The 26,872-nt window shown below is 57.7% G+C and carries 23 protein-coding genes and 1 tRNA gene; 5 read left to right on the plus strand and 19 right to left on the minus strand.

The window, feature by feature from the left end:
- Window positions 1-109 (plus strand): integrase core domain-containing protein (locus tag JIF53_RS12920; protein WP_199452605.1); only part of this gene is annotated, 109 nt, incomplete at its 5' end.
- Window positions 110-156: 47 nt separating this feature from the next.
- Here the strand turns inward: JIF53_RS12920 and JIF53_RS12925 are convergent.
- Complete coding sequence (locus tag JIF53_RS12925; protein WP_226538126.1) at window positions 157-603, minus strand: hypothetical protein; 447 nt, start codon at window positions 601-603, stop codon at window positions 157-159.
- Window positions 604-912: 309 nt separating this feature from the next.
- Here JIF53_RS12925 and JIF53_RS12930 point away from each other — a divergent pair, with 309 nt between their 5' ends.
- The 3 genes from JIF53_RS12930 (at window position 913) to JIF53_RS12940 (ending at window position 4,170) form a co-directional block, all read left to right on the plus strand.
- The gene (locus tag JIF53_RS12930; protein ID WP_011786753.1) at window positions 913-1,377 is read left to right on the plus strand and encodes a DUF3015 domain-containing protein; all 465 of its coding nucleotides are present in this window, start codon (window positions 913-915) and stop codon (window positions 1,375-1,377) included.
- A 79-nt stretch (window positions 1,378-1,456) separates the two neighbouring features.
- On the plus strand, window positions 1,457-3,325 hold the full coding sequence (locus JIF53_RS12935; protein ID WP_199452772.1) for a DUF4105 domain-containing protein: 1,869 nt from the start codon (window positions 1,457-1,459) through the stop codon (window positions 3,323-3,325).
- A complete protein-coding gene (locus JIF53_RS12940) occupies window positions 3,295-4,170 on the plus strand; it encodes an alpha/beta hydrolase (protein WP_199452708.1) in 876 nt (291 codons plus the stop codon). Before JIF53_RS12935 ends, JIF53_RS12940 begins: the two co-directional genes overlap by 31 nt.
- A 213-nt stretch (window positions 4,171-4,383) precedes the next feature.
- Here the strand turns inward: JIF53_RS12940 and pnp are convergent, their stop codons facing one another.
- The 13 genes from pnp to ftsH all read right to left on the minus strand — a co-directional run bounded on the left by pnp (window position 4,384) and on the right by ftsH (window position 18,988).
- Window positions 4,384-6,498, minus strand: coding sequence for a polyribonucleotide nucleotidyltransferase (gene pnp / locus JIF53_RS12945; protein ID WP_228285567.1), 2,115 nt, complete (start codon window positions 6,496-6,498; stop codon window positions 4,384-4,386).
- A gap of 345 nt (window positions 6,499-6,843) precedes the next feature.
- Window positions 6,844-7,113 (minus strand): 30S ribosomal protein S15, encoded by a 270-nt coding sequence (gene rpsO / locus JIF53_RS12950; RefSeq protein ID WP_014422591.1) that lies wholly within the window; start codon window positions 7,111-7,113, stop codon window positions 6,844-6,846.
- A gap of 80 nt (window positions 7,114-7,193) precedes the next feature.
- Complete coding sequence (gene truB / locus JIF53_RS12955; RefSeq protein ID WP_153740561.1) at window positions 7,194-8,117, minus strand: tRNA pseudouridine(55) synthase TruB; 924 nt, start codon at window positions 8,115-8,117, stop codon at window positions 7,194-7,196.
- Window positions 8,114-8,545, minus strand: a complete 432-nt coding sequence (rbfA, locus tag JIF53_RS12960; protein WP_011786759.1) for a 30S ribosome-binding factor RbfA — start codon at window positions 8,543-8,545, stop codon at window positions 8,114-8,116. Before rbfA ends, truB begins: the two co-directional genes overlap by 4 nt.
- The gene (gene infB / locus JIF53_RS12965; protein ID WP_011786760.1) at window positions 8,545-11,091 is read right to left on the minus strand and encodes a translation initiation factor IF-2; all 2,547 of its coding nucleotides are present in this window, start codon (window positions 11,089-11,091) and stop codon (window positions 8,545-8,547) included. Before infB ends, rbfA begins: the two co-directional genes overlap by 1 nt.
- 20 nt (window positions 11,092-11,111) lie before the next feature.
- Window positions 11,112-12,605, minus strand: coding sequence for a transcription termination factor NusA (nusA, locus tag JIF53_RS12970; RefSeq protein WP_011786761.1), 1,494 nt, complete (start codon window positions 12,603-12,605; stop codon window positions 11,112-11,114).
- Window positions 12,606-12,659: 54 nt separating this feature from the next.
- Window positions 12,660-13,121 carry a ribosome maturation factor RimP gene (gene rimP, locus JIF53_RS12975; RefSeq protein ID WP_011786762.1) on the minus strand — a complete coding sequence of 154 codons (462 nt, stop codon included), beginning with the start codon at window positions 13,119-13,121 and terminating at the stop codon, window positions 12,660-12,662.
- A 313-nt stretch (window positions 13,122-13,434) separates the two neighbouring features.
- Window positions 13,435-13,519, minus strand: a tRNA-Leu gene (locus JIF53_RS12980).
- A gap of 8 nt (window positions 13,520-13,527) precedes the next feature.
- The gene (secG, locus tag JIF53_RS12985) at window positions 13,528-13,911 is read right to left on the minus strand and encodes a preprotein translocase subunit SecG (RefSeq protein ID WP_199452712.1); all 384 of its coding nucleotides are present in this window, start codon (window positions 13,909-13,911) and stop codon (window positions 13,528-13,530) included.
- A 24-nt stretch (window positions 13,912-13,935) separates the two neighbouring features.
- Entirely contained in the window at window positions 13,936-14,694 is a 759-nt protein-coding gene (gene tpiA, locus JIF53_RS12990) for a triose-phosphate isomerase (protein ID WP_153740559.1), read from the minus strand.
- 79 nt (window positions 14,695-14,773) lie between these two features.
- A complete protein-coding gene (gene glmM, locus JIF53_RS12995) occupies window positions 14,774-16,117 on the minus strand; it encodes a phosphoglucosamine mutase (RefSeq protein WP_153740558.1) in 1,344 nt (447 codons plus the stop codon).
- Entirely contained in the window at window positions 16,117-16,947 is an 831-nt protein-coding gene (folP, locus tag JIF53_RS13000; RefSeq protein WP_199452714.1) for a dihydropteroate synthase, read from the minus strand. The genes glmM and folP overlap by 1 nt, the downstream gene beginning before the upstream one ends.
- Before the next feature lie 97 nt (window positions 16,948-17,044).
- Complete coding sequence (gene ftsH, locus JIF53_RS13005; RefSeq protein WP_213020295.1) at window positions 17,045-18,988, minus strand: ATP-dependent zinc metalloprotease FtsH; 1,944 nt, start codon at window positions 18,986-18,988, stop codon at window positions 17,045-17,047.
- 279 nt (window positions 18,989-19,267) lie between these two features.
- Between ftsH and yhbY the strand changes: the two genes are divergently transcribed.
- The gene (yhbY, locus tag JIF53_RS13010) at window positions 19,268-19,576 is read left to right on the plus strand and encodes a ribosome assembly RNA-binding protein YhbY (RefSeq protein WP_011786768.1); all 309 of its coding nucleotides are present in this window, start codon (window positions 19,268-19,270) and stop codon (window positions 19,574-19,576) included.
- A 78-nt stretch (window positions 19,577-19,654) separates the two neighbouring features.
- Here yhbY and greA read toward each other — a convergent pair whose 3' ends face one another.
- From greA to dnaJ, 5 genes are all read right to left on the minus strand, one after another.
- Window positions 19,655-20,134 (minus strand): transcription elongation factor GreA, encoded by a 480-nt coding sequence (gene greA, locus JIF53_RS13015; RefSeq protein WP_022991279.1) that lies wholly within the window; start codon window positions 20,132-20,134, stop codon window positions 19,655-19,657.
- A gap of 4 nt (window positions 20,135-20,138) precedes the next feature.
- The gene (gene carB / locus JIF53_RS13020; RefSeq protein WP_199452716.1) at window positions 20,139-23,357 is read right to left on the minus strand and encodes a carbamoyl-phosphate synthase large subunit; all 3,219 of its coding nucleotides are present in this window, start codon (window positions 23,355-23,357) and stop codon (window positions 20,139-20,141) included.
- An 82-nt stretch (window positions 23,358-23,439) separates the two neighbouring features.
- Window positions 23,440-24,570: a glutamine-hydrolyzing carbamoyl-phosphate synthase small subunit gene (gene carA, locus JIF53_RS13025; protein ID WP_199452718.1), complete on the minus strand. Its 1,131-nt coding sequence runs from the start codon at window positions 24,568-24,570 to the stop codon at window positions 23,440-23,442.
- A gap of 345 nt (window positions 24,571-24,915) precedes the next feature.
- Window positions 24,916-25,719, minus strand: coding sequence for a 4-hydroxy-tetrahydrodipicolinate reductase (gene dapB, locus JIF53_RS13030; protein WP_199452720.1), 804 nt, complete (start codon window positions 25,717-25,719; stop codon window positions 24,916-24,918).
- A gap of 11 nt (window positions 25,720-25,730) precedes the next feature.
- Complete coding sequence (dnaJ, locus tag JIF53_RS13035) at window positions 25,731-26,855, minus strand: molecular chaperone DnaJ (protein ID WP_014422603.1); 1,125 nt, start codon at window positions 26,853-26,855, stop codon at window positions 25,731-25,733.
- Window positions 26,856-26,872: the final 17 nt, after the last annotated feature.

The raw sequence follows: 26,872 nt of genomic DNA on the forward strand, positions 1-26,872 counted from the left end.
GGAAGCCCAAAAGATGGTCGATCAGTCCGTGCAGACCTATAACACAAGGCGACCACATCTTGCCTTGAAATACAAAACGCCCGATGCGGTGCACCGGGCGTTTCAATAGAAATAGGTGTAAACCTATTTCAGGACTAGACAACTCACAAAAGCAGCTTACTTGATGCTCTTGATGGTGCCCTTGTAGCCTTCAACGGTTACGTCGATGGTTCCGAAGAAACCATAGCCGTTTTGCTCAACGGTGTAACGCGGAGCCACGATCACGTCTGCACCAGATTCGGTCACAGCGTTGTAGGCAGCAGAAGACTTAACCTTCTCTACCAGGCTGGCGCCACCGATCGGCAGGGGCAGAGCACCGCCAGTGGAACCCACGCCGTAGGCAACGCCGTCAGCGTATTTCTTGCTATCACCCAGAGTCAGCAGACCAAACAGCTGGGTTACAGAAGCCTTACCAGTAATCTTCTCACCAACTTCGATGTCAGCTTTGACGTCGCTCTGAACGGCGCCAGTCAGCGGCAGCGAAGGAGCGCTGGTGTTGAGGGAAGAACAACCGGTCATTGCGCCGGCCAGAACGAGTGTTGATGCAATAAGCGCTTTTTTCAAAACAAACTCTCCATATGTTGTTGCATGGCCCTCATGGCCGCGCGCACTATACTGAAATACACTCTATATAACAATAGCGGCTAACAGATGATTTTTTGTTCGATTTAGAAATATGAACACATGTTCACATTTCCGTGTATCAGGCCGCTACCTTTTTTAACAGTGGCTTAACTTGCGATTTCAGGTTTTGATCTATACTCAAACAGACGGTCTTTTAACCAAACCAGATACTGGCCGTTGTCTTGCAGCCACGGAATTCGAACGCTGCAGGGTATGCGACAAAGCTATAACCACAGAAAGGAGTGGATAATGAAAAAACTGATCGCAGGTGCAATTCTTCTTGGTGCTTCCTCCATGGCGTTCGCACAGCCCGGCTGTGGCGTGGGTGCCATGATCTGGAAAGGGCAGTCCGGCATTGCTCCACATGTCCTGGCCGCTACCACCAACGGAACCTTCGGTAACCAGACCTTCGGCATGACCACCGGCACTCTGGGTTGCCAGACCAACCAGTCTGTTCAATCCATGGCCATGTACATGGACAGCAACATCGATAAGGTTGCCCGCGACATGTCCCGCGGTTCTGGCGAAAACCTGGATACTCTGGCAGTCCTGCTGGGTGTAGAAGAAACTGACCGTGATACCTTCCGCAAAGTACTGCAAGACAACTTTGCTTCCATTTTCCCCAACGCTGATACCACCTCAGGTGAAGCCGTAGACGCCATCGTGGCCCTGCTGGAGCAGAACGACGCTCTGAGCAAATACGTGGCCGCCTGATCACTGGCGACAATGGAACAGAATGGCGCCAGGGACGGCGAACAAACCCCAGAGCCACCAATCCGGAACTACCAACTCCATGGGCTTTACCCTTCGCACCGGGCAGGCCGTTTTATGGCTTGCATGCAGTACCGCCTGGGCACAGGCAGAAACCGTTACACTGCCTGACAACCTTCACCTTCATCCAACCTGGCTGACCCTCGGCCACTATCATCAGGACAGGTTCGGTTCCGATTACTCCAGCCAGGCCGATGACCCGGCCTTCTTTCTGAGTGACGACGGCAAGACATCGCCCAGAGCCGAACTGGAAGCCACCCTGGAGGCCATACAACAACCCGGAGGTGGTGATAGCCACGCCCGCTGTCGATTCCCGGCCCGGGATGCCTGGCTGAGAGAGCAACTGGAGTTGCCGGATACACCGGTAAACTGCCCCGCTTTCGAGGAATGGGCAGGCACACTGAATACCGAGAAAGTCACCCTGGTGTTTGCTGCGTCCTATCTGAACAGTCCCTCATCCATGTTCGGACACACCTTCTTGCGGCTCGATCCCCCCCAGGATGACGAAGAAACCGATCTGCTGCTGGCAAATACTGTTTCCTACGCAGCCGATGCCGCTGAACATGACAGCGAGTTGTTGTTTGCCTATCGGGGTATTTTCGGGGGCTATCCAGGCATTACCTCCATCAAGCCCTATTACGAAATGATCCGGCTGTACAACGACATCGAACACCGGGATCTCTGGGAGTACACCCTGAATCTCGACCAACAGGAGGTTGACACCCTGCTGGCCCATACCTGGGAAATTCAGGACAAGAACTTTGATTACTATTTCTTCGATGAGAACTGCGCCTATCGCCTGCTGGCCCTGATCGACGCCGCCCGCCCGGGCACGAACCTGCTCGACGAAGTAAGCACTCACGCCATCCCCTCTGACACCGTGCGCTGGGTGAGGGATGCCGGGCTGCTTGAAAGCATCCATTACCGCCCGTCTGCCGCCACCTCTGTAGCCCATAGCCTGGAAAGCCTGCCCTCAGACCACCAGACCATCGCCGCTGCCTTAGCCAATGGCTACGTGGCAGTGAACGACCCAGAAGTGCGTAAGCTTGGTAAAGACGACCGCGCCCAACTCCTGGATGCCACGTACGATTACGTACGCTACCAGAGCGAAGCCGAAGGCTGGCCCCGGGAACACGCGGCGCCGCTGTCTCATCAACTACTGGTCGCCCGCAGCCAGATTGAGGATGCGGCAGAACTTCCAGACGTGCCCGAACCGGAGATCCGCGACGATCAGGGGCATGACACCTTTCGCCTGAGCCTCGGTTCCGGCCAGCTCGCCCACAGCGAGTTCACCCAGTTGACCATCCGGCCGGCCTATCACGACGTACTGGATCCGCCCGCCGGTTACCGTACCGGTGCACAACTGCAGTTCCTGCGCCTGGACGCCAGGCTTTACCACAAAAACGACGAACTTCAGGTGGAACAGATCACCGGCGTCGAGATACGCTCCCTGAGCCCCCGGAACCAGTTCTTTGCCCCGATCTCCTGGCAAGTTGGCTTTGGCGGCCGCCGCACGGACACCGGCAATGATCGCGTACTGGCCCCCTATCTTGAAGGCGGAGCCGGCGGCAGCTGGAGCCTGGGCAAGAACACCCAAGCCTTCGCCATTGCCACGGCGGATGTGGAAATCGATGATGACATCAAACGGGGCTACGATTTCGCCCCGGGCGCAGACCTCGGCCTGCTGCACCAGAACAACCGCTTCAGCCTGCTGACTGGCGTAAAAACCAAAGCCTGGATCGTCAGCAGCCAACACCGGCAAGACCAGCTTTATGCCGAAGCCAACTGGCACATTGGCCGGGAATTCAGCCTATTCGCCAAATTCACCCGGGAAGACCACTACGACAGGTACCAAAGCACATGGCAAGCCGGCCTGCACGCTTACTTCTGAATACCAAAACGGCTCTCATCACCCTGCTGGCCATCACCACGCTGCTGCAAACCGGATGCAGCAGCGTGTTCTTCTATCCGGACAATGCCACTTACATCACCCCGGACCGACTCAACCTGGAATACGAAGACATCTACCTCAAGACCGCGGACGGCGAAACCCTCCACGGCTGGTGGCTCCCTGCCCTCACCGACGAGCCCGCCAAGGGCACCATCTACTTCCTGCACGGCAACGCCCAGAACGTCAGCGCCCACATCCTCAACGCCGCCTGGCTGCCGGAACAGGGCTACAACGTGTTCACCATCGATTATCGCGGTTACGGCCAATCCACCGGCGCCCCCGATATCGAAGGCGCACTGCACGACGTGGAAACCGGACTGCGCTGGCTGGCCCAACGCCGCGCCGATAGTGAACACCCGCTCTATATCCTCGGCCAAAGCCTCGGCGGCGCCCTCGGTATCGCCCTGGCCAGCGAATGGGTGCAGCGAGACGAACAACCAGAGCTAAACGGCATCATCCTCGACGGCACCTTCTCCGGCTTCCGCTACATCGCCCGGGAAAAGCTCGACCTGTTCTGGCTCACCTGGCCGTTCCAGTACCCCCTGAGCTGGACCATCCCGGATGACTACGAAGGCACCGACAGGATCGCCGGTGTATCACCGGTGCCGGTGATGATTATCCACAGCGTTCGGGATGGCATCATTCCGTTCGAGCATGGCGTGCGGTTGTATGAAGCGGCGGAGCAGCCCAAGGAGTTCTTGCAGACCGATACGCCCCATGCAGCGACGTTTGTGATTCCCGCATACAGGGAGGCAGTACTGGAATTCATGGAAAAAGGCCTTTAGAGGCAAGCACAAGGTCTAGCGCAGCGGTTGTGGGAAGCCTTTCCAAAAGTCTTGAGGGCCATGGACGGCCCGAAAGAAGCGCACATGGATGTGCTCGTAGCGTCTTTTGGAAAGGCTTCCCACAACCGCTGCAGGCACTAAAACTACAAGGCCCATAAACGACAAAACCCGCCAGGCTTGAAGCCGGGCGGGTTTTTCTAACCAAGAATCATCTTAGTCAGTGAAGTCAGTCGGCTGCTCGCCTTCTTTGACTTCCTTCATGGACAGCTTAACGCGACCACGGTTGTCCACATCCAGCACCTTGACCAGAACTTCCTGACCTTCGCTCAGCTCGTCAGTGACGTTCTCGATACGGCGCTCGGAGATCTGGGAAATGTGCACCAGACCATCCTTGCCGGGCAGGATGTTAACAAAGGCACCGAAGTCCACAATCCGCTCAACGCGGCCCTTGTAGATAGCACCCACTTCGATCTCGGCAGTGATTTCTTTCACGCGATTCACGGCAGCCTGTGCGGCCGCAGCGTTGTCGGCGTAGATCTTCACGTTGCCGTCGTCGTCCAGGTCGATGGAAGCGCCGGTCTCGTCGCAAATACCACGGATGGTTGCGCCACCCTTACCGATTACATCACGGATCTTGTCCGGATGAATCTTGATGGTGGTGATGCTCGGAGCGCGATCAGACAGCTCGGCACGGGGCTCTGCGATCACCTTGTTCATCTCGTCCAGGATGTGCAGACGCGCAGCGTTGGCCTGCTCGAGGGCGATTTCCATGATTTCGTCGGTAATACCCTGAATCTTGATGTCCATCTGCAGGGCCGTGACGCCCTCTTTGGTACCGGCAACCTTGAAATCCATGTCACCCAGGTGATCTTCGTCACCCAGGATGTCAGTCAGGACCGCGAACTTGTCGCCTTCCTTGACCAGACCCATGGCGATACCGGCCACCGGAGCCTTCAGCGGCACACCAGCATCCATCAGCGCCAGGGATGAACCACACACGGAAGCCATGGAACTGGAACCGTTGGATTCAGTGATCTCGGACACCGCACGAATGGCATACGGGAACTCTTCGATGGTCGGCATAACCGCGGCTACACCACGCTTGGCCAGACGACCGTGACCAATTTCACGACGGCCCGGGCTACCCATACGGCCAGCTTCACCTACGGAGTACGGAGGGAAGTTGTAGTGGAACAGGAACGGGTCCTTGCGCTCACCTTCCAGGGCATCGATGATCTGCACGTCACGGGTGGTACCCAGCGTGGCGGTAACGATAGCCTGAGTCTCACCACGGGTGAACAGGGCGGAACCGTGAACGGACGGCAGTACGCCAACTTCCACCTTGATCGGGCGAACGGTCTTGTTGTCACGGCCATCGATACGCGGCTTGCCTTCGATAACCTGCAGACGAACGACAGACTTCTCGACCTTGCCGAAGTACTTCTTCACTTCCTCTTCGGAAGGCTGGCCTTCTTCTTCACCGGCCAGTTTTTCAACGGCAGCAGATTTGATCTCACCCAGACGCTCGTAACGGGCCATCTTGTCGCGAATCGCGTAGGCTTCTTCGATGGCACCACCGAACTCGGCCTTGATGGCGTTCAGCAGCTCAGTGTTTTCCGCCTCGGGCTGCCATTCCCAGCGCGGCTTGCCGTTCTCGGCAGCAAATTCCTTGATGGCAGTGATCGCAGTCTGCATTTCCTGGTGGCCGAACAGTACGGCGCCCAGCATCTGGTCCTCTGTCAGGCCTTTGGCCTCGGACTCAACCATCAGCACCGCTTCGTCGGTACCGGCCACAACCATGTCCAGCAGGGAAGTGCTGAGCTCTTCGAAGGTCGGGTTCAGGAAGTAGCCTTTCTCGTTGGTGTAACCCACACGGGCAGCACCAATCGGGCCGTCGAACGGGATACCGGAGATGGCCAGGGCTGCAGATGCAGCAATCATGGCAGCGATATCCGGATCGTGGTTCTTGCTGGCAGACATAACCGTCAGCACAACCTGAACTTCGTTCATGTAGCCGTTCGGGAACAGCGGGCGAATCGGACGGTCGATCAGGCGGGAGGTCAGGGTCTCTTTCTCGGACGGACGACCTTCACGCTTGAAGAAGCCACCCGGGATTTTACCGGCGGCGTAGGTTTTTTCCTGGTAGTTCACAGTCAGGGGGAAGAAGCCCTGGCCCGGCTTGGGCTCTTTGGCGCCAACAACGGTGCCCAGAACGGCAGTGTCGCCGGTGCTTACCAGTACCGCGCCGGTTGCCTGACGGGCAATACGACCGGTTTCCAGGGTGAAGGTTTCCCCACCCATTTCAAATGTCTTGATACGTGGTTGCAGTTCCACAATAAACTCCTGCATTTTCAGCGGTTTTGATTCTGGCCAATGACCCATTCATTCGCCATTTTCCAACAACTGCAGCAGTCTGATCAGTGAACCGAAAGGCAACCCGTCTGAAAGCTAACAGGCTGTTGCAAAACCCCGGCCAGAGTTCCCGGGCTTTTCAACAACCTGCTATCAATAGCGGCTTTCCATTGTGACAGGGAAAATCCTTCGGTTTCACAGACAAATCAACTGCAGCAAAAAACGCTTCCTGCTTGTTCGGAATGAGCAAGGCAGGGAGCGGGAGAGAAGCACGGCTGAACCCGGGAACCCCCGGGCCAGCCATCAGGTCGCTAAACCGGATTAGCGACGCAGACCCAGACGCTGGATCAGGTCCAGGTAACGGTCAGCGTTTTTACGCTTGAGGTAGTCCAGCAGCTTACGACGCTGGTTTACCATCCGGATCAGGCCGCGGCGGGAATGGTGATCCTGCTTGTTGGCCTTGAAGTGATCCTGCAGCTTGTTGATGTTGGCGCTCAGCAGAGCTACCTGAACCTCAGGGGAACCGGTATCGCCATCACCTTGCTGAAAATCTTTAACGATCTGAGCTTTCTCACTGGCAGACAGTGCCATATTTCACCTCATTGGTTGCGATGCATACCTATTCAGCCGAACCGCGCATCTCTACAGCCCGGCTAATCAGCAAAAGGCGTTTACCGTTTGCTGTTCTTGACCAGACGGCGAGGCACCAGTTGAGTGCCATCGCCTTCCGGCAATGCTTCTGCCAGCCCTACGAAGGAATGCTCGCCATACAGGCGGACGAAACCTTCAAAAGGCTGACCCGGTATTCTAACCGGTTGTCCGTTCAAGATCGATACCAGCGGCACGCCGGACAATCGGTACTCGGGAAACATGGTGAGGGCGGTTTCCGGCGGCAACAGCAGGCCATCCAGGCTTTCCCCGCGCTCGCGCATGGCTTCCAGGTCTTTGACATCGTGGGCATTTGCCAGGGTGTAGCCGGAGGCCAGGGTGCGACGCAGAGCACTGACATGAGCTCCACAGCCCAGAACCTCACCAATATCCTCAACCAGTGAGCGGATATACGTACCCTTGGTACAGGTAACCGCAAGATCCAGCTCCTGTTCCCGAACCGCCAACAATTTGAGCTCGTAAATGGTCACCGGCCTGGCCGGGCGCTCAATTTCGATACCCTCGCGGGCGTATTCGTACAGTGGTTTGCCCTGATGCTTCAGAGCCGAGTACATGGAGGGCACTTGCTGAATGTCGCCACGGAACCGGGCCAGTACGGCCTCCACTTCTTCCTCACTGAAGTGGGGAACCGACTTTTCCTCCACCACAGCCCCTTCGCTGTCTCCGGTTTCTGTCCGGATGCCCAGGCGTGCGGTGGTGATATACGCCTTGTCACTGTCCAGCATGGTCTGGGAGAACTTGGTGGCCTCACCAAAACACAGGGGCAGCACGCCAGTGGCGAGCGGATCAAGCGCACCGGTATGGCCGGCCTTCGCCGCACCATACAGGCGCTTGACCTGCTGCAGAATCCCGTTGGAGGTAACGCCCTGGGGCTTGTCGATTACCAGGATGCCGTTTACGTCACGGCCTTTGCGTCTTCGGCTCAAGCGTCACGCTCCGGGTTATCGGAAACCGGGTCATCATTATCGTCCCGGGGCACGGCAGGCTTGTCGCCAACCGCTTCGCGGATCAGGCGATCCATCTTGCGGCTCTGCCCCAACAGTTTGTCGAAGTGAAACCGCAGATGGGGCACCACACGCAATTTCATGGCGCGACCAACCTGCCCGCGCAGAAACCCGGAGGCCTTGTTCAACACCGTCAGGGAGTCCTGCACTTCGGGTGAATCTTCGGTGAGCTCCTCGGTGGACAGCAACGAAATATAGATATCGGCATAGCCGAGGTCACGGCTGACTTTCACATCATTAACCGTGACCATACCAACGCGAGGATCCTTCACCTCGCGCTGGATCAGCTGCGCCAGCTCTCGCTGCATCTGATCGCCGATGCGATCTACGCGACTGTATTCCCGTGCCATCAGGCCCCCGTGGACTCAAGCTGACGTTCAACACGGACGCGATCGAACACTTCGATCTGGTCACCCACTTTCACGTCGTAGCCTTTAACACCGATACCACATTCCATACCGTTGCGAACTTCCGCCACATCGTCCTTGAAGCGACGCAGGGATTCCAGCTCGCCTTCAAAGATCACCACGTTGTCACGCAGTACGCGGATCGGCTTATTACGGTATACGGTGCCCTCAGTCACCATACAGCCAGCCACCTGACCGAATTTCGGCGAACGGAATACGTCACGCACATCGGCAATGCCCACAATATCTTCGCGGAATTCCGGCTTGAGCATGCCTGTCAAAGCCGCTTTCACATCATCAATCAGGTTATAGATGATGCTGTAGTAGCGCAGATCCAGACCTTCCTGCTCAACCAGACGCTTGGATGCGGTATCCGCACGCACGTTGAAACCGAAAATAACGGCGTTGGTGGCCATGGCCAGGCTGACGTCGGTCTCGGCGATACCGCCAACACCAGACGAAACAATCTTCACCTGAACCTCGTCGTTGCCCAGGTCCTGCAGGGCCTTGGTAATGGCTTCCAGAGAACCACGCACGTCAGTCTTGAGCACCACGTTGAGGGTCTTGACCTCGTCCTTGCCCATATTCTCGAACATGTTCTCGAGCTTGGCAGCTTGCTGGCGCTGGAGACGTTGCTCACGCTCACGGGTCTGACGGAATTCAGCCAGCTCTTTGGCTTTTTTCTCGTCTGCCACAGCGAAGAATTCGTCACCGGCGTCTGGCGTGCCGTTCAGGCCCAGAATCTCGACCGGAATCGACGGGCCAGCTTCTTTCACCTGGCGCCCGGCTTCGTCTGTCATGGCGCGCACCTTACCGAAGAAGGAACCGGCCACCACCATGTCGCCCTGGCGAAGCGTACCGTTCTGAACCAGCACGGTAGCAACAGAACCACGGCCGCGTTCCAGGCTGGATTCAACCACAACACCTTTCGCCGCTGCATCCGGGGACGCTTCCAGCTCAAGGATTTCAGCCTGCAGCAAGACGGCTTCCAGCAGGTCATCGATGCCCATACCAGTGTGTGCAGAAACAGGCACGAACTGAACGTCGCCACCCCAGTCTTCCGGAATGACTTCCAGAGCTGAAAGCTCGTTCTTGATGCGGTCCGGATCGGCTTCTTCCTTGTCCATCTTGTTGATGGCAACCACGATCGGTACGCCGGCAGAACGGGCGTGCTCAACGGCTTCCTTGGTTTGAGGCATAACACCGTCGTCGGCTGCCACCACCAGGATAACGATGTCGGTACACTGGGCACCACGAGCACGCATGGCGGTAAATGCGGCGTGGCCCGGGGTATCCAGGAAGGACACCATGCCGTGTTCAGTTTCTACATGGTAAGCACCAATGTGCTGGGTAATACCACCGGACTCACCGGCAGCAACCTTGGCGCGGCGGATATGGTCCAGCAGCGAGGTCTTGCCATGGTCAACGTGACCCATAACACTGACAACCGGCGCGCGCTTGATCTTCTCTTTGCCTTCATCCGGGCCGGTGATTTCGCTCAGAACTTCCTCTTCGAAGGCATCCTCACTCACCGCCTTGGGCTTGTGACCCAGCTCTTCGGTAACCAGGATCGCCGTTTCCTGATCCAGCGCCTGATTGATGGTTGCCATCACCCCCATACCCATCAGGGTCTTGATAACATCAGCGGACTTGACGGCCATGCGCTGGGCGAGATCACCAACGGTGATGGTTTCCGGAATCTGTACTTCTCTGACCATGGGCTTTGTGGGCCTCTCGAAAGCATGACGCTTTTCTTTCGGTTTCTTTTTGGCCCGCAGCGGCTTGCGAAGAGTGGTTTCCTCTTCGTCTTCGCTCAGTACTACCGGTTCTTCTACCGGACGGCTGCGAGGACCGCGATGGCCAGCCTGCTTCTTCTTCGGCTTGCCTTCTTCAATATCATCGCCGCGCTCACGTACCTTCTCTTTTTTCTTCTTCGGCTTGCGATCCCGACCTTCATCCTCAGGCGGAGGCATGGGAATATCCTCCGGCGCGATGGCAGGCTCTGCGGATTCTGCAGCAGGTTCCGGAGCAGCTTTGGCTTCGGTTTCCGCTGCGGCCGGAGCTTCCGTTTCAGGGGCTTCGGCAGGTGCAGCTTCCGCTGCGACCTTCGGCGCTTCTTCCACCGGCGCCTGTTCGGCCGCCGGTGCCTGTACCGGCTCTTCCGGTGCCGGCGCCTCAGCTTCCGGCTCGGGTTGCAGCTCTGCACGCTTGATATAGGTGCGGCGCTTGCGCACTTCTACGTTGACGGTCTTGGCCTTGCCGGCCTTAAGCGTCGTCGTGGTCTTGCGCTTGAGTGTAATCTTCCGCGGTTCAGCTTCCGCCTCGCCATGGTTTTTTCTCAGATAGGCCAGCAACTGCTGCTTCTCATCGCTGGTGACAGCGTCGTTTTCGCTGCGGGCTTTCAGGCCCGCTTCCACGATCTGCTTCAGCAAACGATCCACGGGAGCGCCTACATCTGCGGCCAGTTGTTTTACCGTTACTTCAGCCATACTGGTCCTCCTCTCCCGAATCAGGCCTGGTCTTCAAACCAGGGTGCGCGCGCAGTCATAATCAACTGACCAGCACGCTCTTCATCCATACCTTCAATTTCGAGCAGCTCATCAATCGACTGCTCCGCCAGATCTTCCATTGTGCGCACGCCCATGCCGGCAAGCTTGAATGCCAGCGCCCGGTCCATGCCGTCCATGTTCAGAAGATCGTCTTCGGGCTCAGCGCCCTCCAGGGCTTCTTCACTGGCCAGCGCCTGGTTCAGCAATACGTCTTTGGCACGACGGCGCAATTCAGTGACGGTTTCCTCGTCAAAGCCCTCAATCGCCAGCATTTCTTCCATCGGTACGTAGGCCACCTCTTCAATGGAGGTAAAGCCTTCCTCGATAAGAACACCGGCAAATTCTTCATCAACATCCAGATGAGCGGTAAAGTGTTCAAGCAGGCGGTTGTATTCCTGCTCCTGGCGCTCACCGGCTTCTTCTTCCGTCATCACGTTCAGGGTCCAACCGGTCAGCTCGGTCGCCAGACGAACGTTCTGGCCGTTGCGGCCAATGGCCTGCGCCAGGTTATCTTCGGCAACGGCTACATCCATGGTGTGACGGTCTTCATCCATGACAATGGAGGCCACCTCAGCAGGCGCCATCGCGTTGATGACCAACTGAGCCGGGTTATCGTCGTAAAGCACGATATCCACACGCTCACCGCCCAGCTCATTAGACACTGCCTGTACGCGGGAGCCCCGCATACCCACACAAGCGCCAACCGGGTCAATACGGCGGTCGTTGGTCTTCACCGCTATCTTGGCCCGGGAGCCCGGATCGCGAGCGGCACCGCGAATCTCGATCAGCTCCTCGGCAATCTCGGGAACCTCGATGCGGAAAAGCTCGATCAGCATTTGCGAATCGGTACGGCTCAGAATCAGCTGTGGTCCGCGATGATCGGTGCGAATCTCCAGCAGCAGAGCACGAACGCGATCGCCCATCCGGAAGGTTTCACGGGGAATCAGGTGCTCACGGGGAAGCAGAGCTTCTGCGTTGCCACCCAGATCCACAATCACATTGTCCCGGGTCACCTTCTTGACGGTACCGGACACCAGCTCACCGATACGATCGCGGTAGCTGTCGACAATCTTCATGCGCTCGGCTTCGCGCACTTTCTGGAAGATGATCTGCTTGGCCGCCTGGGCACCAATGCGCCCGAACGCCACAGACTCCACCTTCTCTTCGTACATATCACCCGGCTTCAGATTGGTGTCGATCTCTTCCGCTTCCTGCAGGGTCAGCTCAGTGCCCAACGCAGGAACGGCATCATTGTCGACCACCAGCCAGCGGCGGAAGGTTTCGTATTCTCCGGTGCGGCGATCAATGGCAACCCGGATATCCGCCTCTTCGTCTTCATAACGTTTCTTGGCAGCGGTAGCGAGCGCGAGTTCAATCGCCTCGAAAATCACATCCTTCTCGACACCTTTCTCGTTCGAGACGGATTCCACTACCAGCAAGATCTCTTTACTCATGGGATTGCCCTGCCCTCAAAATAAACGATACATCTATAGATTTATTCGAATGTGTCACTCGAAAACCGGCACGATATTGGCTTTTTCGATACTGTCGAAGGGCAACAGGTATTCGTGGTCATCTACTACAACTACCACGTCGTCACCCTCCACCCCTTTGATCAGGCCCAGGAATTTGCGCCGGCCCTCAAACGCCATACGCAGCTTGATCTGCACTTTATGACCAATAAATGCCTCGTACTGCTCCAGCCGGAACAGCGGCCGGTCCATACCGGGCGAAGACACTTCCAGCGTATATTCTGTCTGGATGGGGTCTTCCACATCCATTACCCCGCTGACCTGACGACTGACTTTCTCGCAGTCGTCGATCGCGATGCCGTTCTCGGCATCATCAATAAACACCCGAAGCTTGGAATGGTGTCCATGGGAGCGGAATTCAATTCCCCAGAACTCATAACCCAGACCCTCGACCACCGGGCGCAGGATGTCTTCCAGTTGTTTCAGTTTGGCTGACAAGTGTCGCCGCCTCCGTTTCCGAATTTTCAGGGTACAAAAACAAAAAAAGGGCTGTTAATCAGCCCTTTTATGCACCAGGGCCCTTTGCGCCAGGCCCCTTAATCAAAAAGCCCCTGAAACATGGGGCCTTTTGTTGCAAGAATTCGCAAAGCGCCAACCCTTTCAAGCGCTCTGCCGACAGACACCTGGCCTGCCTGGAAGCCTCGATGCTCGCAGGCTCCAATATCCGCGGGAGTATAGTGACGCCACGCGGACTGGTCAAGGACTGACCAAAAAAAACGGCCTGGGTTTGCCAAGCCGTCTTCTTTTAATATGGTGCCCGGGGCCGGACTCGAACCGGCACAGCTTTCGCTACCACCCCCTCAAGATGGCGTGTCTACCAGTTTCACCACCCGGGCATCATTCTTTACTCGAGTTCGGGGAGCGCGTCCCCACCCTCGGATTCGCTGTTAGTTGCAGGCTCATCAGCAGAGGGAGCCTGCTCAGCTTGCGCACCTGCCTGAGACGATTCCTGAACAACCGGAATACCTGCCTCGCCAGCCACTTCGGCGCGCTGCTTGGCAAAAATTGCCAGCGAAAAACTTGTCACAAAAAAGATAACCGCCATAAAAGTGGTCATCCGCGTCAGGAAGCTTCCGCTGCCCTGACTACCAAACACGGTCTGGGACGCACCACCACCGAAAGCCGCTCCGGCGTCTGCACCCTTGCCCTGCTGGATCAGAACCAGGCCCACCAGCGACACGGCGATCACGACGTGAACAACAACTACCAGTGTTTCCAACCAATCCATACAGACTCTCGTAAACGTGTCGGCTTAGACACCTGCCGGGAAAGACCGGCAAATGCTGATAAATTCTTCGGCCTTCAACGATGCACCACCGATGAGACCGCCATCAATATCCGGCTCTGCAAACAAAGCGGCAGCATTATCCGCTTTTACACTGCCGCCGTAAAGTACCGAAATCTCATTAGCCGGTGCATTCATACCAGCCAGCACCTTGCGGATTTCCGAATGCATGGCCTGGGCATCACCTGCTGTCGCGGTTTTTCCGGTTCCGATAGCCCAGACCGGCTCATACGCCACAACAACCCTGGACCACTGATCATCAGCCACAACTGACAACCCACTGCGAACCTGCTCGGCAACCACCGCTTCGGCTTGACCGGCTTCCCGCTCCGCGAGCGTTTCACCTACACACAGCACCGCAACCAAGCCACTCAACAGAACCTGCTCAACCTTGGCGGCAGCCACAGAATCCGTCTCACCAAACAACTGCCGGCGCTCGGAATGCCCCACCAGCACATAACAACAACCCATATCGCGGGCCATTTCGGCGGAGATTTCTCCGGTGTATGCGCCAGATTGCCACTGGGACACGTTCTGTGCACCGGTAGTGATCCGCTCACCTCCCTGCTCGGCAACCTGGCCCAGATAGATAGCAGGAGGGATAATAACCACCTCCACATCTTTGCCAACATTACCGGACTGCTCGCAAACTGCGCCAACCAGCTGTTTCACCAGATCTTTCGACCCGTTCATTTTCCAGTTTCCGGCAACAATTCTGCGACGCATCTCTGTCCTCGACAGTCCCGAGCAAAAGGGAGGCGGAACTATACAGCAGTCACCCGCGGTACACAACCACCCTTCGAAATCAGGGTGTTGAGCGCTCCACCACCAGGGCAAGCTCTTCCACTACCCGGGTAATATCATCCGCGCTCTGGCCCTCGGCCATCACTCTGATCAGGGGCTCGGTGCCGGATGCCCGCAGCAGAATGCGCCCGGCATCACCCAACGAAGCCTCTGCCCGCGCCATGGCCTCAACAATATCCGCCCTACCCAACGGATCAAACCGTTCGGCAACGCGTACGTTGATCATTTTCTGCGGCAGCTTGCTCATGCCTGCCCGTAGCTCTCCCATGGTCTTGCCGGACTTCCGCACTGCCAGCAGAACCTGCAACGCAGAGACAATACCGTCACCCGTGGTGGTGCAATCCCGGATGACCATATGCCCGGAACCCTCGCCTCCAATCAGCCAGTTATTGGCCAACAGGCGCTCCATCACATAACGATCGCCAACCTTGGCCCGCTCGAACTCGACGCCGATTTCGCGCAGAGCCAACTCAACACCAAGGTTGGTCATTAACGTACCAACCACACCACCGTTCAGCCGTCCTTCTGCCTGGCGCTGGGAAGCCAGGATATACAGCAGCTCGTCGCCATCCACTTCGGACCCGTCCCGATCCACCATTAACACCCGGTCGCCGTCACCGTCGAAGGCAATCCCAAGATCCGCCTTTTTCTCGGCAACCGCCTGCTTCAGGGCGTCGAGGTGAGTAGAGCCCACGTTCAGATTGATGTTCAGACCATCCGGTTCGGCGCCAATCACGGTCACCTTTGCCCCCAGCTCACGGAACACTTTTGGCGCCACGTGATAGGTAGCACCGTGAGCACAGTCCAGCACCAGGTGCATGCCATCGAGAGTAAATTCGTTCGGCACCGTACTCTTGCAGAACTCAACATAGCGTCCGGGCGCATCGTCTACCCGGCTCGCCTTGCCCAGCTCTTCCGGCTCACACACCTTGATCGGCTGATCCAGCCAGCGCTCGATCTCGGCTTCCAGGGCGTCGTCCAACTTGGTACCGGCGGAGGAAAAAAACTTGATGCCGTTATCGTGATGAGGGTTGTGGGAGGCACTGATGACAATACCGGCAGATGCCCGGAAGGTACGAGTGAGGTAGGCAATCGCGGGGGTCGGCATAGGACCCAGCAACTTGACATCTACACCCGCCGCGGCCAGACCAGCTTCCAGTGCCGACTCAAACATATAGCCGGACAACCGGGTATCCTTACCGATCAGTACGCTGTTGCGCTGGCCCGCACGCTTGAACGCCTGCCCCGCAGCCCAACCCAGATGCAGCATGAACTCCGGCGTAATCGGACTGTCTCCGACCCGGCCACGAATGCCATCGGTACCAAAGTATTTGCGCTGGGTCATCAGATTGCCTCCTTCACTGCCGTCACGATCCTGACGGCGTCCACAGTTTCCCTAACGTCGTGCACCCTGAGGATGCTCGCCCCTTTCATGGCCGATATTGTCGCGGCAGCGAGGCTGGCCGGCAACCTTTCATTCACATCGCGCCCCGTGACCGCTCCCAGCATGGACTTTCGCGAGACCCCGACAAGTAAGGGGTGTCCGAGAATATGCAACTGCTCAAGGGTGGCGAGCAGCTGATAGTTGTGCTCCACGCTTTTGCCGAAGCCAAAGCCGGGATCAAGAATAATGTTATCGGCACGAATACCGGCCTGCTCAGCTACTCGCATACGCTCCGTCAGAAAAGAGCTGACTTCCCGCCGCACATTCCGGTACCGGGGATCGTCCTGCATGGTATCCGGCTCACCCTGGATGTGCATAATGCACACCGGAATGCCGGCTTTTGCCGCCACATCGGGCGCGCCTTCGCGCTGCAGGGCGCGGACATCGTTGATCAGGCCGGCACCCAGCCGGGCGGTTTCCGCCATGACCACGGGATTGCTGGTGTCCACTGAAATCACGGTATCCAGCTCTTTGGCAATGGCTTCAACTACCGGACACACGCGGTCCAGCTCTTCCTGGGTCGACACTTCAGTTGCACCGGGGCGAGTCGACTCACCTCCAACATCAATAAAAGAAGCGCCGTCACTGACCATCTGCCTGGCCCGCACGAGTGCAGCCTCCCTGGAATTAAAGTATCCGCCATCGGAAAACGAGTCGGGGGTGACGTTCAGAATACCCATCACGTGGCACCGAGACAGATCCAGTTCGCGACCGGCAAAGTTCATTTTCATAACGCGACATCCACAGGCAGAGTTTTCGGAGAGACAAAAACAAACGCCGCCCGGGAGCCCGGGCGGCGCATTCAGTTACTCAGGCTTTGACGGCGAGTCAGTGCTCGCCGGCGGGACGCCCGACGCCGGGCTGCCGGCCATCGTCAGAGCCTCTGGGCTCCGGCGCCTGCTCAGGCTCTTCGGCTTTGACGCCCCCGGCAGGACCACTGTCCCCCCAGTTCTTGGGTGGACGAGGCTCCTTGCCAGCCATGATGTCGTCAATCTGGTAACGATCGATGGTTTCATACTTCATCAGTGCTTCGGCCATCATGTCCAGCTTGTCCCGGTTATCAATCAGGATCTGCTTGGCCTTTTCGTAGCACTCATCAATGATGTTGCGAACTTCCTCATCAATCCGCTGGGCGGTCTCCGGCGAGTACACCGTATGTGCCTGCCCCGCGGAACGGCCGAGGAACGGTTCCTCGCTATCGGTGTCGTACTGCAAAGGGCCAAGCTTCTCGGACAGCCCCCAGCGGGTCACCATGTTCCGGGCGAGGCTCGTGGCCCGCTCGATGTCGTTGGATGCACCAGTGGTGACACCATCAAAGCCCAGCGTCAGCTCTTCGGCGATACGGCCACCAAACAGACTACAAATCGAGCTGATCAGATAGCGTTTGGAATGGCTGTACTTGTCCTCTTCCGGGAGGAACATGGTCACACCCAGGGCGCGGCCACGAGGAATAATACTCACTTTATAGACCGGATCATGCTCAGGCATCAGGCGGCCAACAATGGCATGGCCGGACTCATGGTAAGCCGTGTTCCGCTTTTCTTTCTCACTCATCACCATGGACTTGCGTTCGGCGCCCATCATGATCTTGTCTTTGGCCAGCTCCAGCTCTTCCATGGAGACCAGACGCTGGTTACGACGGGCCGCAAACAGCGCAGCTTCGTTAACCAGGTTGGCAAGATCGGCACCGGAGAAGCCCGGCGTGCCCCGCGCAATAACCGCAGGATCAATACCGTCGGCCAGCGGCACTTTTTTCATGTGCACTTTCAGAATCTGCTCACGGCCAATGATGTCCGGCAGGCTCACCACCACCTGGCGGTCGAACCGGCCCGGGCGCAGCAATGCCGGGTCCAGTACATCTGGACGGTTGGTCGCGGCAATCACGATAACGCCTTCATTACCTTCGAAGCCGTCCATTTCCACCAGCAGCTGGTTGAGGGTCTGCTCACGTTCGTCGTGACCGCCGCCCATACCGGCACCGCGGTGACGGCCAACCGCATCGATCTCATCGATGAAGATAATGCAGGGGCTCTGCTTTTTCGCCTGCTCGAACATGTCGCGAACACGGGAGGCACCCACGCCCACAAACATTTCCACGAAGTCGGAGCCGGAGATAGAGAAGAACGGCACCTTGGCCTCGCCCGCGATGGCCTTGGCAAGCAGGGTTTTACCGGTACCGGGAGGGCCCACCATCAATACGCCCTTCGGGATGCGACCACCAAGGCGCTGGAACTTGCTGGGATCCCGGAGGAAGTCCACCAGCTCTTTCACGTCTTCCTTGGCTTCGTCGACACCCGCGACATCGGAAAACGTGGTTTTGATCTGGTCTTCACTCATCAGGCGCGCCTTGCTCTTGCCGAACGACATGGGGCCTTTGCCGCCACCGCCGCCCTGCATCTGGCGCATGAAGAACACGAACAATGCGATGATGATCAGAATCGGGAACGCGGCCACCAGCAGCTGCGTCCACAGGCTCTGGCGCTCGGGCTCCTTGCCGATCACTTCGACGTTGTTGGCGAGCAGGTCATCCATCAGCTTGTTGTCAGACACCTGCGGCCGGATGCTCTGGAACTGAGAGCCGTCGTTGCGGACACCCTGCACCTGCAGACCATCAATGGTCACCTGCCGTACCTGGCCCTGCTGGACCATCTCGACAAACTGGGAATAGTTAACTTGTTGGCCGGTGGTGGTGGGAGAGAAATTCTGAAACACCATCAGCAGCACGGCGGCTATGATTAGCCAGAGAACCAGATTTTTTGCCATATCGTTCAAGGATCATCACCTGTGAATTGCAGGATCAGCGCCTGAAGGCCGCCAACCCTTTTCCGACACCTTACACCAATTGTACGCCGGTAAACCAGAAACGGCCCATCCGGAACCGATCGCGATACTACCTATATGGGACGCCATGACCGGAATTACAACACCCTGTGTAAGTGAATACGGCCATTTGTCATGAGTCGCTATCTGTTACAATCGCTGAATTATACGTGGTTGCCAGCGGATTCACCGCTGACCTTTTGTTAATTGCACCTATTAAGAGATTACATCATGAGTCTGTCACCGGAACAGCGCCGGGAATACCGGGCCATTGCCCACAACCTGAAGCCCGTCATCATCGTTGGCGACAAAGGCCTGTCTGAAGGGCTGCAGGACGAACTGGACCGCGCCCTGAACGACCATGAGCTGATCAAGATCAAAGTCGCCAGCCAGGATCGCGAAGTCCGCCAGGAAGCCATTCAGGCTCTGTGCGAAAGCTCCGGCGCCGAACTGGTCCAGACGATCGGTAAAATCGCCGTCATTCTGCGTCGGGCGAAGAAACCGAACCCCAAGCTATCGAACCTGCTGCGCAACAAATAAGCGTAAGCTGAGACGCGAAAAAGCCGGCCTGGTTCCCCAGAGCCGGCTTTTTCTTTACACCCGATCAGCACAACCGAGTCAGATATATTCCACTTCGGAAATCTCGTACTCCACGGTACCTGAGGGGATGCGGATCGCCACCACATCACCTTCGTTCTTGCCAATCAGTGCGCGGGCGATCGGCGAGGACACCGACAGCTTGCCTGCCTTGATGTCGGCCTCATCTTCTCCCACGATCTGGTAAGTAACCTCTTCGTCGGTTTCCATGTTGACCAGATGCACAGTGGTGCCGAAGATCACCTTGCCGGTGTTCTCCATGGTGGTCACATCAATCACCTGGGCCACGGACAGCTTGCCTTCGATTTCCTGAATGCGACCTTCGATAAAGCTCTGCTGCTCCCGGGCCGCATGATACTCAGCATTTTCCTTCAGATCGCCGTGCTCACGGGCATCGGCAATGGCCGCGATCACCCGCGGCCGATCTTCGGACTTCAGCTTTTTCAGCTCCTCACGCAGACGGTCTTCGCCCGTCTTGGTCATCGGTACTCTGTCAGCCATAGCCTTACTTTCCTGCGTGTAGTTCCTGGAGGCGACGAACGGTGCGCTCCGGGCCAAACTTGATGGCCCGGCAGAAGGCTTCGCCACCTGCCAGTGTGGTTGTGTAGGTTACTTTGGTCTGCAAGGCAGACTGGCGAATCTGCGCCGAGTCAGAAATCGCCTTGCGACCTTCCGTAGTATTGATAATCAGCTGAACCTGACCATTCTTGATGGCATCGACAATGTGCGGACGACCCTCGCGAACCTTGTTCACCCGCTCAACGGCGATACCTTCGGCTTCCAGCGCCTTGGCGGTGCCAGTGGTGGCAATAATCCTGAAGCCAGCATCCACCAGGTCGCGGGCAACACTGGCCGCACCCGGCTTGTCCACATCGCGCACCGACATGAAGGCCACGCCCTGGGCCGGCAACCGTTCACCCACGGCCAGAGCGGCCTTGGCAAAGGCTTCATCAAAGCTGTCGCCCAGCCCCATCACCTCACCGGTGGATTTCATTTCCGGCCCGAGGATCGGGTCCACGGCCGGGAATTTGTTGAACGGGAACACGGACTCTTTAACGGCGTAGTAGGTCGGCACGATTTCCTGAGTAAAGTTCAGTTCTTTCAGGCTCTTGCCGGACATCACCCGGGCCGCAACCGCGGCCAGAGACACCCCGATAGCCTTGGACACAAACGGCACGGTCCGTGAGGCACGCGGGTTCACTTCGATCACGTAGATCTCACCATCCTGATAGGCCAGCTGCACGTTCATCAGGCCGATAACATCCAGCTCGATGGCCATTTTCTTCACGGCCTCGCGCATCTCGTCCTGCACCAGCTTGCTCAGGCTGTAGGGCGGCAGGGAGCAGGCGGAATCACCAGAGTGAACACCAGCCTGCTCAATGTGCTGCATGATACCGCCGATCACAACATCAGTGCCGTCACTGATCGCATCAATATCGACCTCGATGGCAGCATTCAGGAAGTGATCAAGCAGAACCGGGCTGTCATTGGAGACCAGCACCGCGTTACGCATGTAGCGCACCAGTTCGGTTTCGTCATAGACGATCTCCATGGCCCGGCCACCCAGCACGTACGACGGGCGCACCACCAGCGGGTAGCCAATCTCGCGGGCAGCCACGATGCCTTCCTCGTGGCTGCGCACAGTGGCGTTTTCCGGCTGCTTCAGACCCAGGCGCTGGATCATCTGCTGGAAGCGCTCGCGGTCTTCGGCGCGGTCAATGGCGTCCGGACTGGTGCCGATAATGGGCACACCGGCGGCTTCCAGGCCACGCGCAAGCTTCAGCGGAGTCTGACCGCCGTACTGGACGATTACGCCCTTGGGCTTCTCGACGTTGATGATTTCCAGCACGTCTTCCAGGGTGATCGGCTCAAAATACAACCGGTCGGAGGTGTCGTAATCAGTCGACACGGTCTCCGGGTTGCAGTTGATCATGATGGTCTCGTAGCCGTCCTCACGCATGGCCAGGGCCGCGTGCACACAGCAGTAGTCGAATTCGATGCCCTGACCAATGCGGTTGGGGCCACCACCGATGACCACAATCTTCTCACGATCGCTTGGCTCTGCCTCGCACTCTTCCTCATAGGTCGAATACATGTAGGCGGTATCAGAGGCGAATTCTGCCGCACAGGTATCCACGCGCTTGTAGACCGGGCGGATGCCCAGGTCGTGGCGCAGCTTGCGCAGGCTGACTTCGGAAATGCCCAGCAGCTTGGCCAGGCGGGCGTCGGAAAAGCCCTTGCGCTTGAGTCGGAACAGGGTAGCCTTGTCGATATCGGCCTTACCGGCCGACTTGAGAGCCTGCTCTTCGCGCACGATGTCCTCGATCTGCACCAGGTACCAGGGGTCTACCTTGGTGTGGCGGAACACTTCGTCCACGGTCATGCCGGCGCGGAAGGCATCACCGATGTACCAGATTCGCTCGGCACCGGGTACGTTCAGCTCCCGGGTCAGGGTTTCTCGGCTGTTCTCGGAGTCCAGCTCTTCCAGCTTTTCATCGAAACCTTCAGAACCCACTTCCAGGCCACGCAGTGCCTTTTGCACCGACTCCTGGAATGTCCGGCCAATGGCCATGACCTCACCGACAGACTTCATCTGAGTGGTCAGGCGGGCATCGGCCTGGGGAAATTTCTCAAAGGTAAACCGGGGAATCTTGGTAACCACGTAATCAATGGACGGCTCGAACGAGGCCGGGGTGACGCCGCCGGTGATCTCGTTCTGCAGCTCATCAAGGGTGTACCCGACGGCCAGCTTGGCTGCGACCTTGGCGATCGGGAAACCGGTGGCCTTGGACGCCAGCGCCGAGGAACGCGACACCCGGGGGTTCATTTCGATCACCACCATACGGCCGGTATCCGGATTGATACCGAACTGCACGTTGGAACCGCCGGTTTCCACACCAATCTCACGCAGCACCGCCAGCGAGGCGTTCCGCATGATCTGATATTCCTTATCGGTGAGGGTCTGGGCGGGGGCCACCGTAATGGAATCACCGGTGTGCACGCCCATGGCGTCGAAGTTCTCGATGGCGCAGACGATGATGCAGTTGTCGTTCTTGTCGCGAACAACCTCCATCTCGTACTCTTTCCAGCCGATCAGGGATTCGTCGATCAGCAGCTCGTTGGTCGGGGACAGATCGAGACCGCGAGTACAGATCTCCTCGAACTCGTCCTTGTTGTAGGCAATACCACCGCCAGAACCACCCATGGTGAACGATGGACGGATAATGCACGGGAAACCGATGTCTTCGGAGATCTTCCAGGCTTCGTCCATGGAATGGGCGATGGCCGCGCGCGGGCACTCCAGACCGATTTTCTTCATGGCCTTGTCGAAGCGGTCGCGGTCTTCGGCCTTGTCGATGGTGTCAGCGTTGGCGCCGATCATTTCAACGCCATGCTTCTCCAACACGCCGTGCTTTTCCAGATCCAGCGCACAGTTCAGCGCAGTCTGACCACCCATGGTGGGCAGCAGGGCGTCCGGCTTTTCCTTTTCGATGATCTTTTCGACCGTCTTCCAGGTGATCGGTTCGATGTAGGTGGCATCGGCCATGGCCGGGTCGGTCATGATGGTGGCCGGGTTGGAGTTCACCAGGATCACCCGGTAGCCCTCTTCGCGCAGCGCCTTACAGGCCTGGGCTCCGGAGTAGTCGAATTCGCACGCCTGCCCGATCACGATGGGGCCGGCGCCCAGGATCAGGATGCTTTTAATGTCGGTACGTTTTGGCATGTCTTGGTAAACCTGTCAGCAACTTTTGAATTCTTGCAGCGCGGTATTCAGCGCCGGTGAGCTATCGTTGATGGCCTTGCCCTCAGGCAGATCGCGCTTCCATCAGCTGGATAAACTCGTCAAACAGCGGAGCCACATCGTGGGGGCCCGGGCTGGCTTCCGGGTGACCCTGGAAGCTGTAGGCCGGCTTATCGGTGCGGCGAATGCCCTGCAGAGTGCCGTCAAACAGCGATTTGTGAGTCGCTTCCACATTGGCGGGCAGGGTTGTTTCATCCACAGCAAAGCCGTGGTTCTGACTGGTAATCATCACAGTGCCTTTGGCAATGTCCTGCACCGGATGGTTGGCACCGTGATGGCCGTGACCCATTTTCATGGTTTTTGCACCACTGGCCAGGGCCAGCAGCTGGTGGCCCAGGCAGATGCCGAATACCGGAATCTCGGTTTTCAGCACTTCCTGAATGGCCTTGATAGCATAGTCGCAGGGCTCGGGGTCACCCGGGCCGTTGGACAGGAAGATGCCATCGGGATTCATCGCCAGCACATCAGAGGCCGGGGTTTGCCCGGGCACGACGGTGATCTCGCAACCGCGGGCCGCGAGCATGCGCAGAATGTTGTATTTTACGCCGTAATCCCAGGCCACCACCTTGAATTTGCCTTCGGAGCGGCCACTGTAACCGCTTACCAGATCCCACTCGGCCTGATTCCACTGGTAGGCTTCGCTGCAGGTGACTTCTTTGGCCAGGTCCATGCCTTTGAGGCCGGGAAAGGCGTTAGCCAGTTCCAGTGCGCGTTCGGCAGTAGCGTTTTCACCAGCGACGATGGCCCCATTCTGGGAGCCCTTGTCCCGGAGGATGCGGGTCAGACGGCGGGTGTCGATGTCCGCAATGCCAACAATGTTGTTGCTTCGCAGGTAGTCATCAAGGCTACCCTTGTTTCGCCAGCTGCTGGCGAGCAGGGGCAGATCCCGGATGATCAGGCCAGCGGCCTGGATGCGGTCGGATTCTACGTCTTCTTCGTTAACACCGGTGTTGCCAATGTGCGGATACGTCAGGGTAACGATCTGGCGGGAGTAGGACGGATCGGTCAGGATTTCCTGGTAGCCGGTCATGGCAGTGTTGAACACTACCTCGCCGCTGGTTTCTCCGTCTGCGCCGATGGCGGTGCCGTAGAAGAGGCTTCCGTCTGCGAGTGCAAGGATTGCTGGTGTGCTCAAGGCTTGTATCCTCATCGAGTGGCGTAAGTTCGTCACGAACAGGAACGCAAGCGCATAATCTCAGGTTGCAAAAAAGCGAGACAAGGTAAAAACCCGGTCCCGCTTTTATAAACTTTTCAAAGGTACGCTTGGTGCAGTCAAATCGCCTTATTGTAAGCGATTTTGGCGTTTTTTGTCCACGCCGAATTGCTCTCGACCTGACGCAAACTCCGGCCACGGAAGCAGGGCACCTTCCCGAAAACCGCTACAAGCACATCCATGTGCGCTTCTCTCCGGCCATCCATGGCCTCCGAAATTTTCGGGAAGGTGCCCTGCTCCCGCAGCCTCTGAGTATGTAGCTCAACCTCAACCTTTCAGGTTCAGAACATCCTGCATGTCGTAAAGACCCGCAGCCTTACCCTTCAGCCACAACGCCGCACGCATGGCGCCTTTAGCAAACGTCATCCGGCTGCTCGCCTTGTGGGTAATCTCAATGCGCTCGCCCTCGGTGGCGAACAGAACGGTGTGGTCACCCACCACATCACCGGCGCGGATGGTTTCGAAGCCGATTTCCTTGCGGGTGCGTTCGCCGGTGAAGCCTTCGCGGCCATAGACGGCACACTCTTTAAGGTCGCGACCGAGGGCATCTGCCACCACTTCACCCATACGCAGGGCTGTGCCCGAGGGGGCGTCTTTTTTGTGGCGGTGGTGGGCTTCGATGATTTCCACGTCGTAGTCTTCACCCAACGTTGCCGCGGCGGTGCGCAGCAGATTGAGGACGACGTTGACGCCCACGCTCATGTTGGGCGCAAAAACGACCGGAGTGTTTTCGGCGGCCAGGGCCAGCTGCTCTTTTTCGGCGTCGGTCATGCCGGTGGTACCGATCACGAGCATTTTGCCGTTAGCGCTGCAAAACTTCGCGTTTTCCAGGGTCAGGTCCGGGAAGGTGAAGTCCACCAGTACGTCGAAGTCGTCTTTGACGTCGTCCAGGCTGGCGGCCATTTTTACGCCGGTTTTGCCGATGCCGGTCATTTCACCGGCGTCGGCGCCAATCAGACTGCTGCCCGGCTCGACGATGGCAGCGCCGAGTTCAAGGCCTTCGGTACCGTCGACCGCTTCGATCAGCACTTTACCCATGCGCCCGGCGGCGCCGATGATCGCTACCCTCATCTGCTCTACCCTCAGAATTTCATTTCGTCGAAGAAGTTTTTCACACCCTCAAACCATGAGGTTTTCTTGGGGGCATGATGAGTTCCGTTGTTACCATCCAGGGTTTGCTGGAATTCTTCCAGCAGCTCCTTCTGGCGTTTGGTGAGGTTCACCGGCGTTTCCACAATCACCCGGCACAACAAATCACCGGCCGGGCCACCGCGGACCGGGCTGACGCCTTTGTTACGCAGACGGAACAGTTTGCCAGTCTGGGTCTCAGGCGGAATCTTGAGCTTTACGCGGCCATCCAGCGTTGGCACTTCCAGCTCGCCACCCAGGGTGGCGTCGACGATGCTGATGGGCACTTCGCAGTAAAGATTGCGACCGTCACGGGTGAAAATGGAATGCTCACGAACGGCGACCTGCACGTAGAGGTCTCCAGGAGGCCCTCCGTCTACACCCATCTCACCTTCGCCGGACAGGCGAATACGGTCGCCAGTATCAACACCTGGCGGCACCTTGACCGAGAGGGTTTTCTCCTGGCGCACCCGACCCTGGCCATGACAGCTCTTACACGGGTTCTTGATGATCTGGCCGGAGCCACGACAGGTAGGACAGGCTTGCTGTACGGTGAAGAAGCCTTGCTGCATCCGCACCTGACCCATGCCCTGGCAGGTGCCACAGGTTTCCGGGCGAGAGCCTTTTTCTGCGCCACTGCCATCACAGGCTTCACATTCTTTATGGCCAGGGATGTTGATCTTGACGGTCTTGCCCTTAACAGCCTCTTCCAGATCCAGCTCCAGGGTGTAGCGAAGATCTGCACCGCGGGTGGTTCGGCCACGGCCACCACCACCGAAGATGTCACCGAACACATCTCCAAAGATGTCGGAGAAGCTGGCGCCACCGCCGCCAAAGCCGCCACCGGCCTGACCGTCTACGCCGGCATGACCAAACTGGTCGTAGGCGGCGCGCTTACTGGAGTCCGCCAGGATTTCGTAGGCTTCGCTGGCCTCTTTGAATTTGTTCTCGGCATCCTTGTCATCCGGGTTACGGTCCGGGTGGTACTTCATCGCGAGCTTTCGATACGCCCGCTTAATTTCCTTTTCGTCCGCATCCCGGGAGATCCCGAGTACTTCGTAATAATCGCGCTTGGCCATGCTTCAAAACCCTGTTT

The organism is Marinobacter sp. bablab_jr008, from assembly GCF_016464145.1.
GTDB classification, from domain to species: domain Bacteria; phylum Pseudomonadota; class Gammaproteobacteria; order Pseudomonadales; family Oleiphilaceae; genus Marinobacter; species Marinobacter nauticus.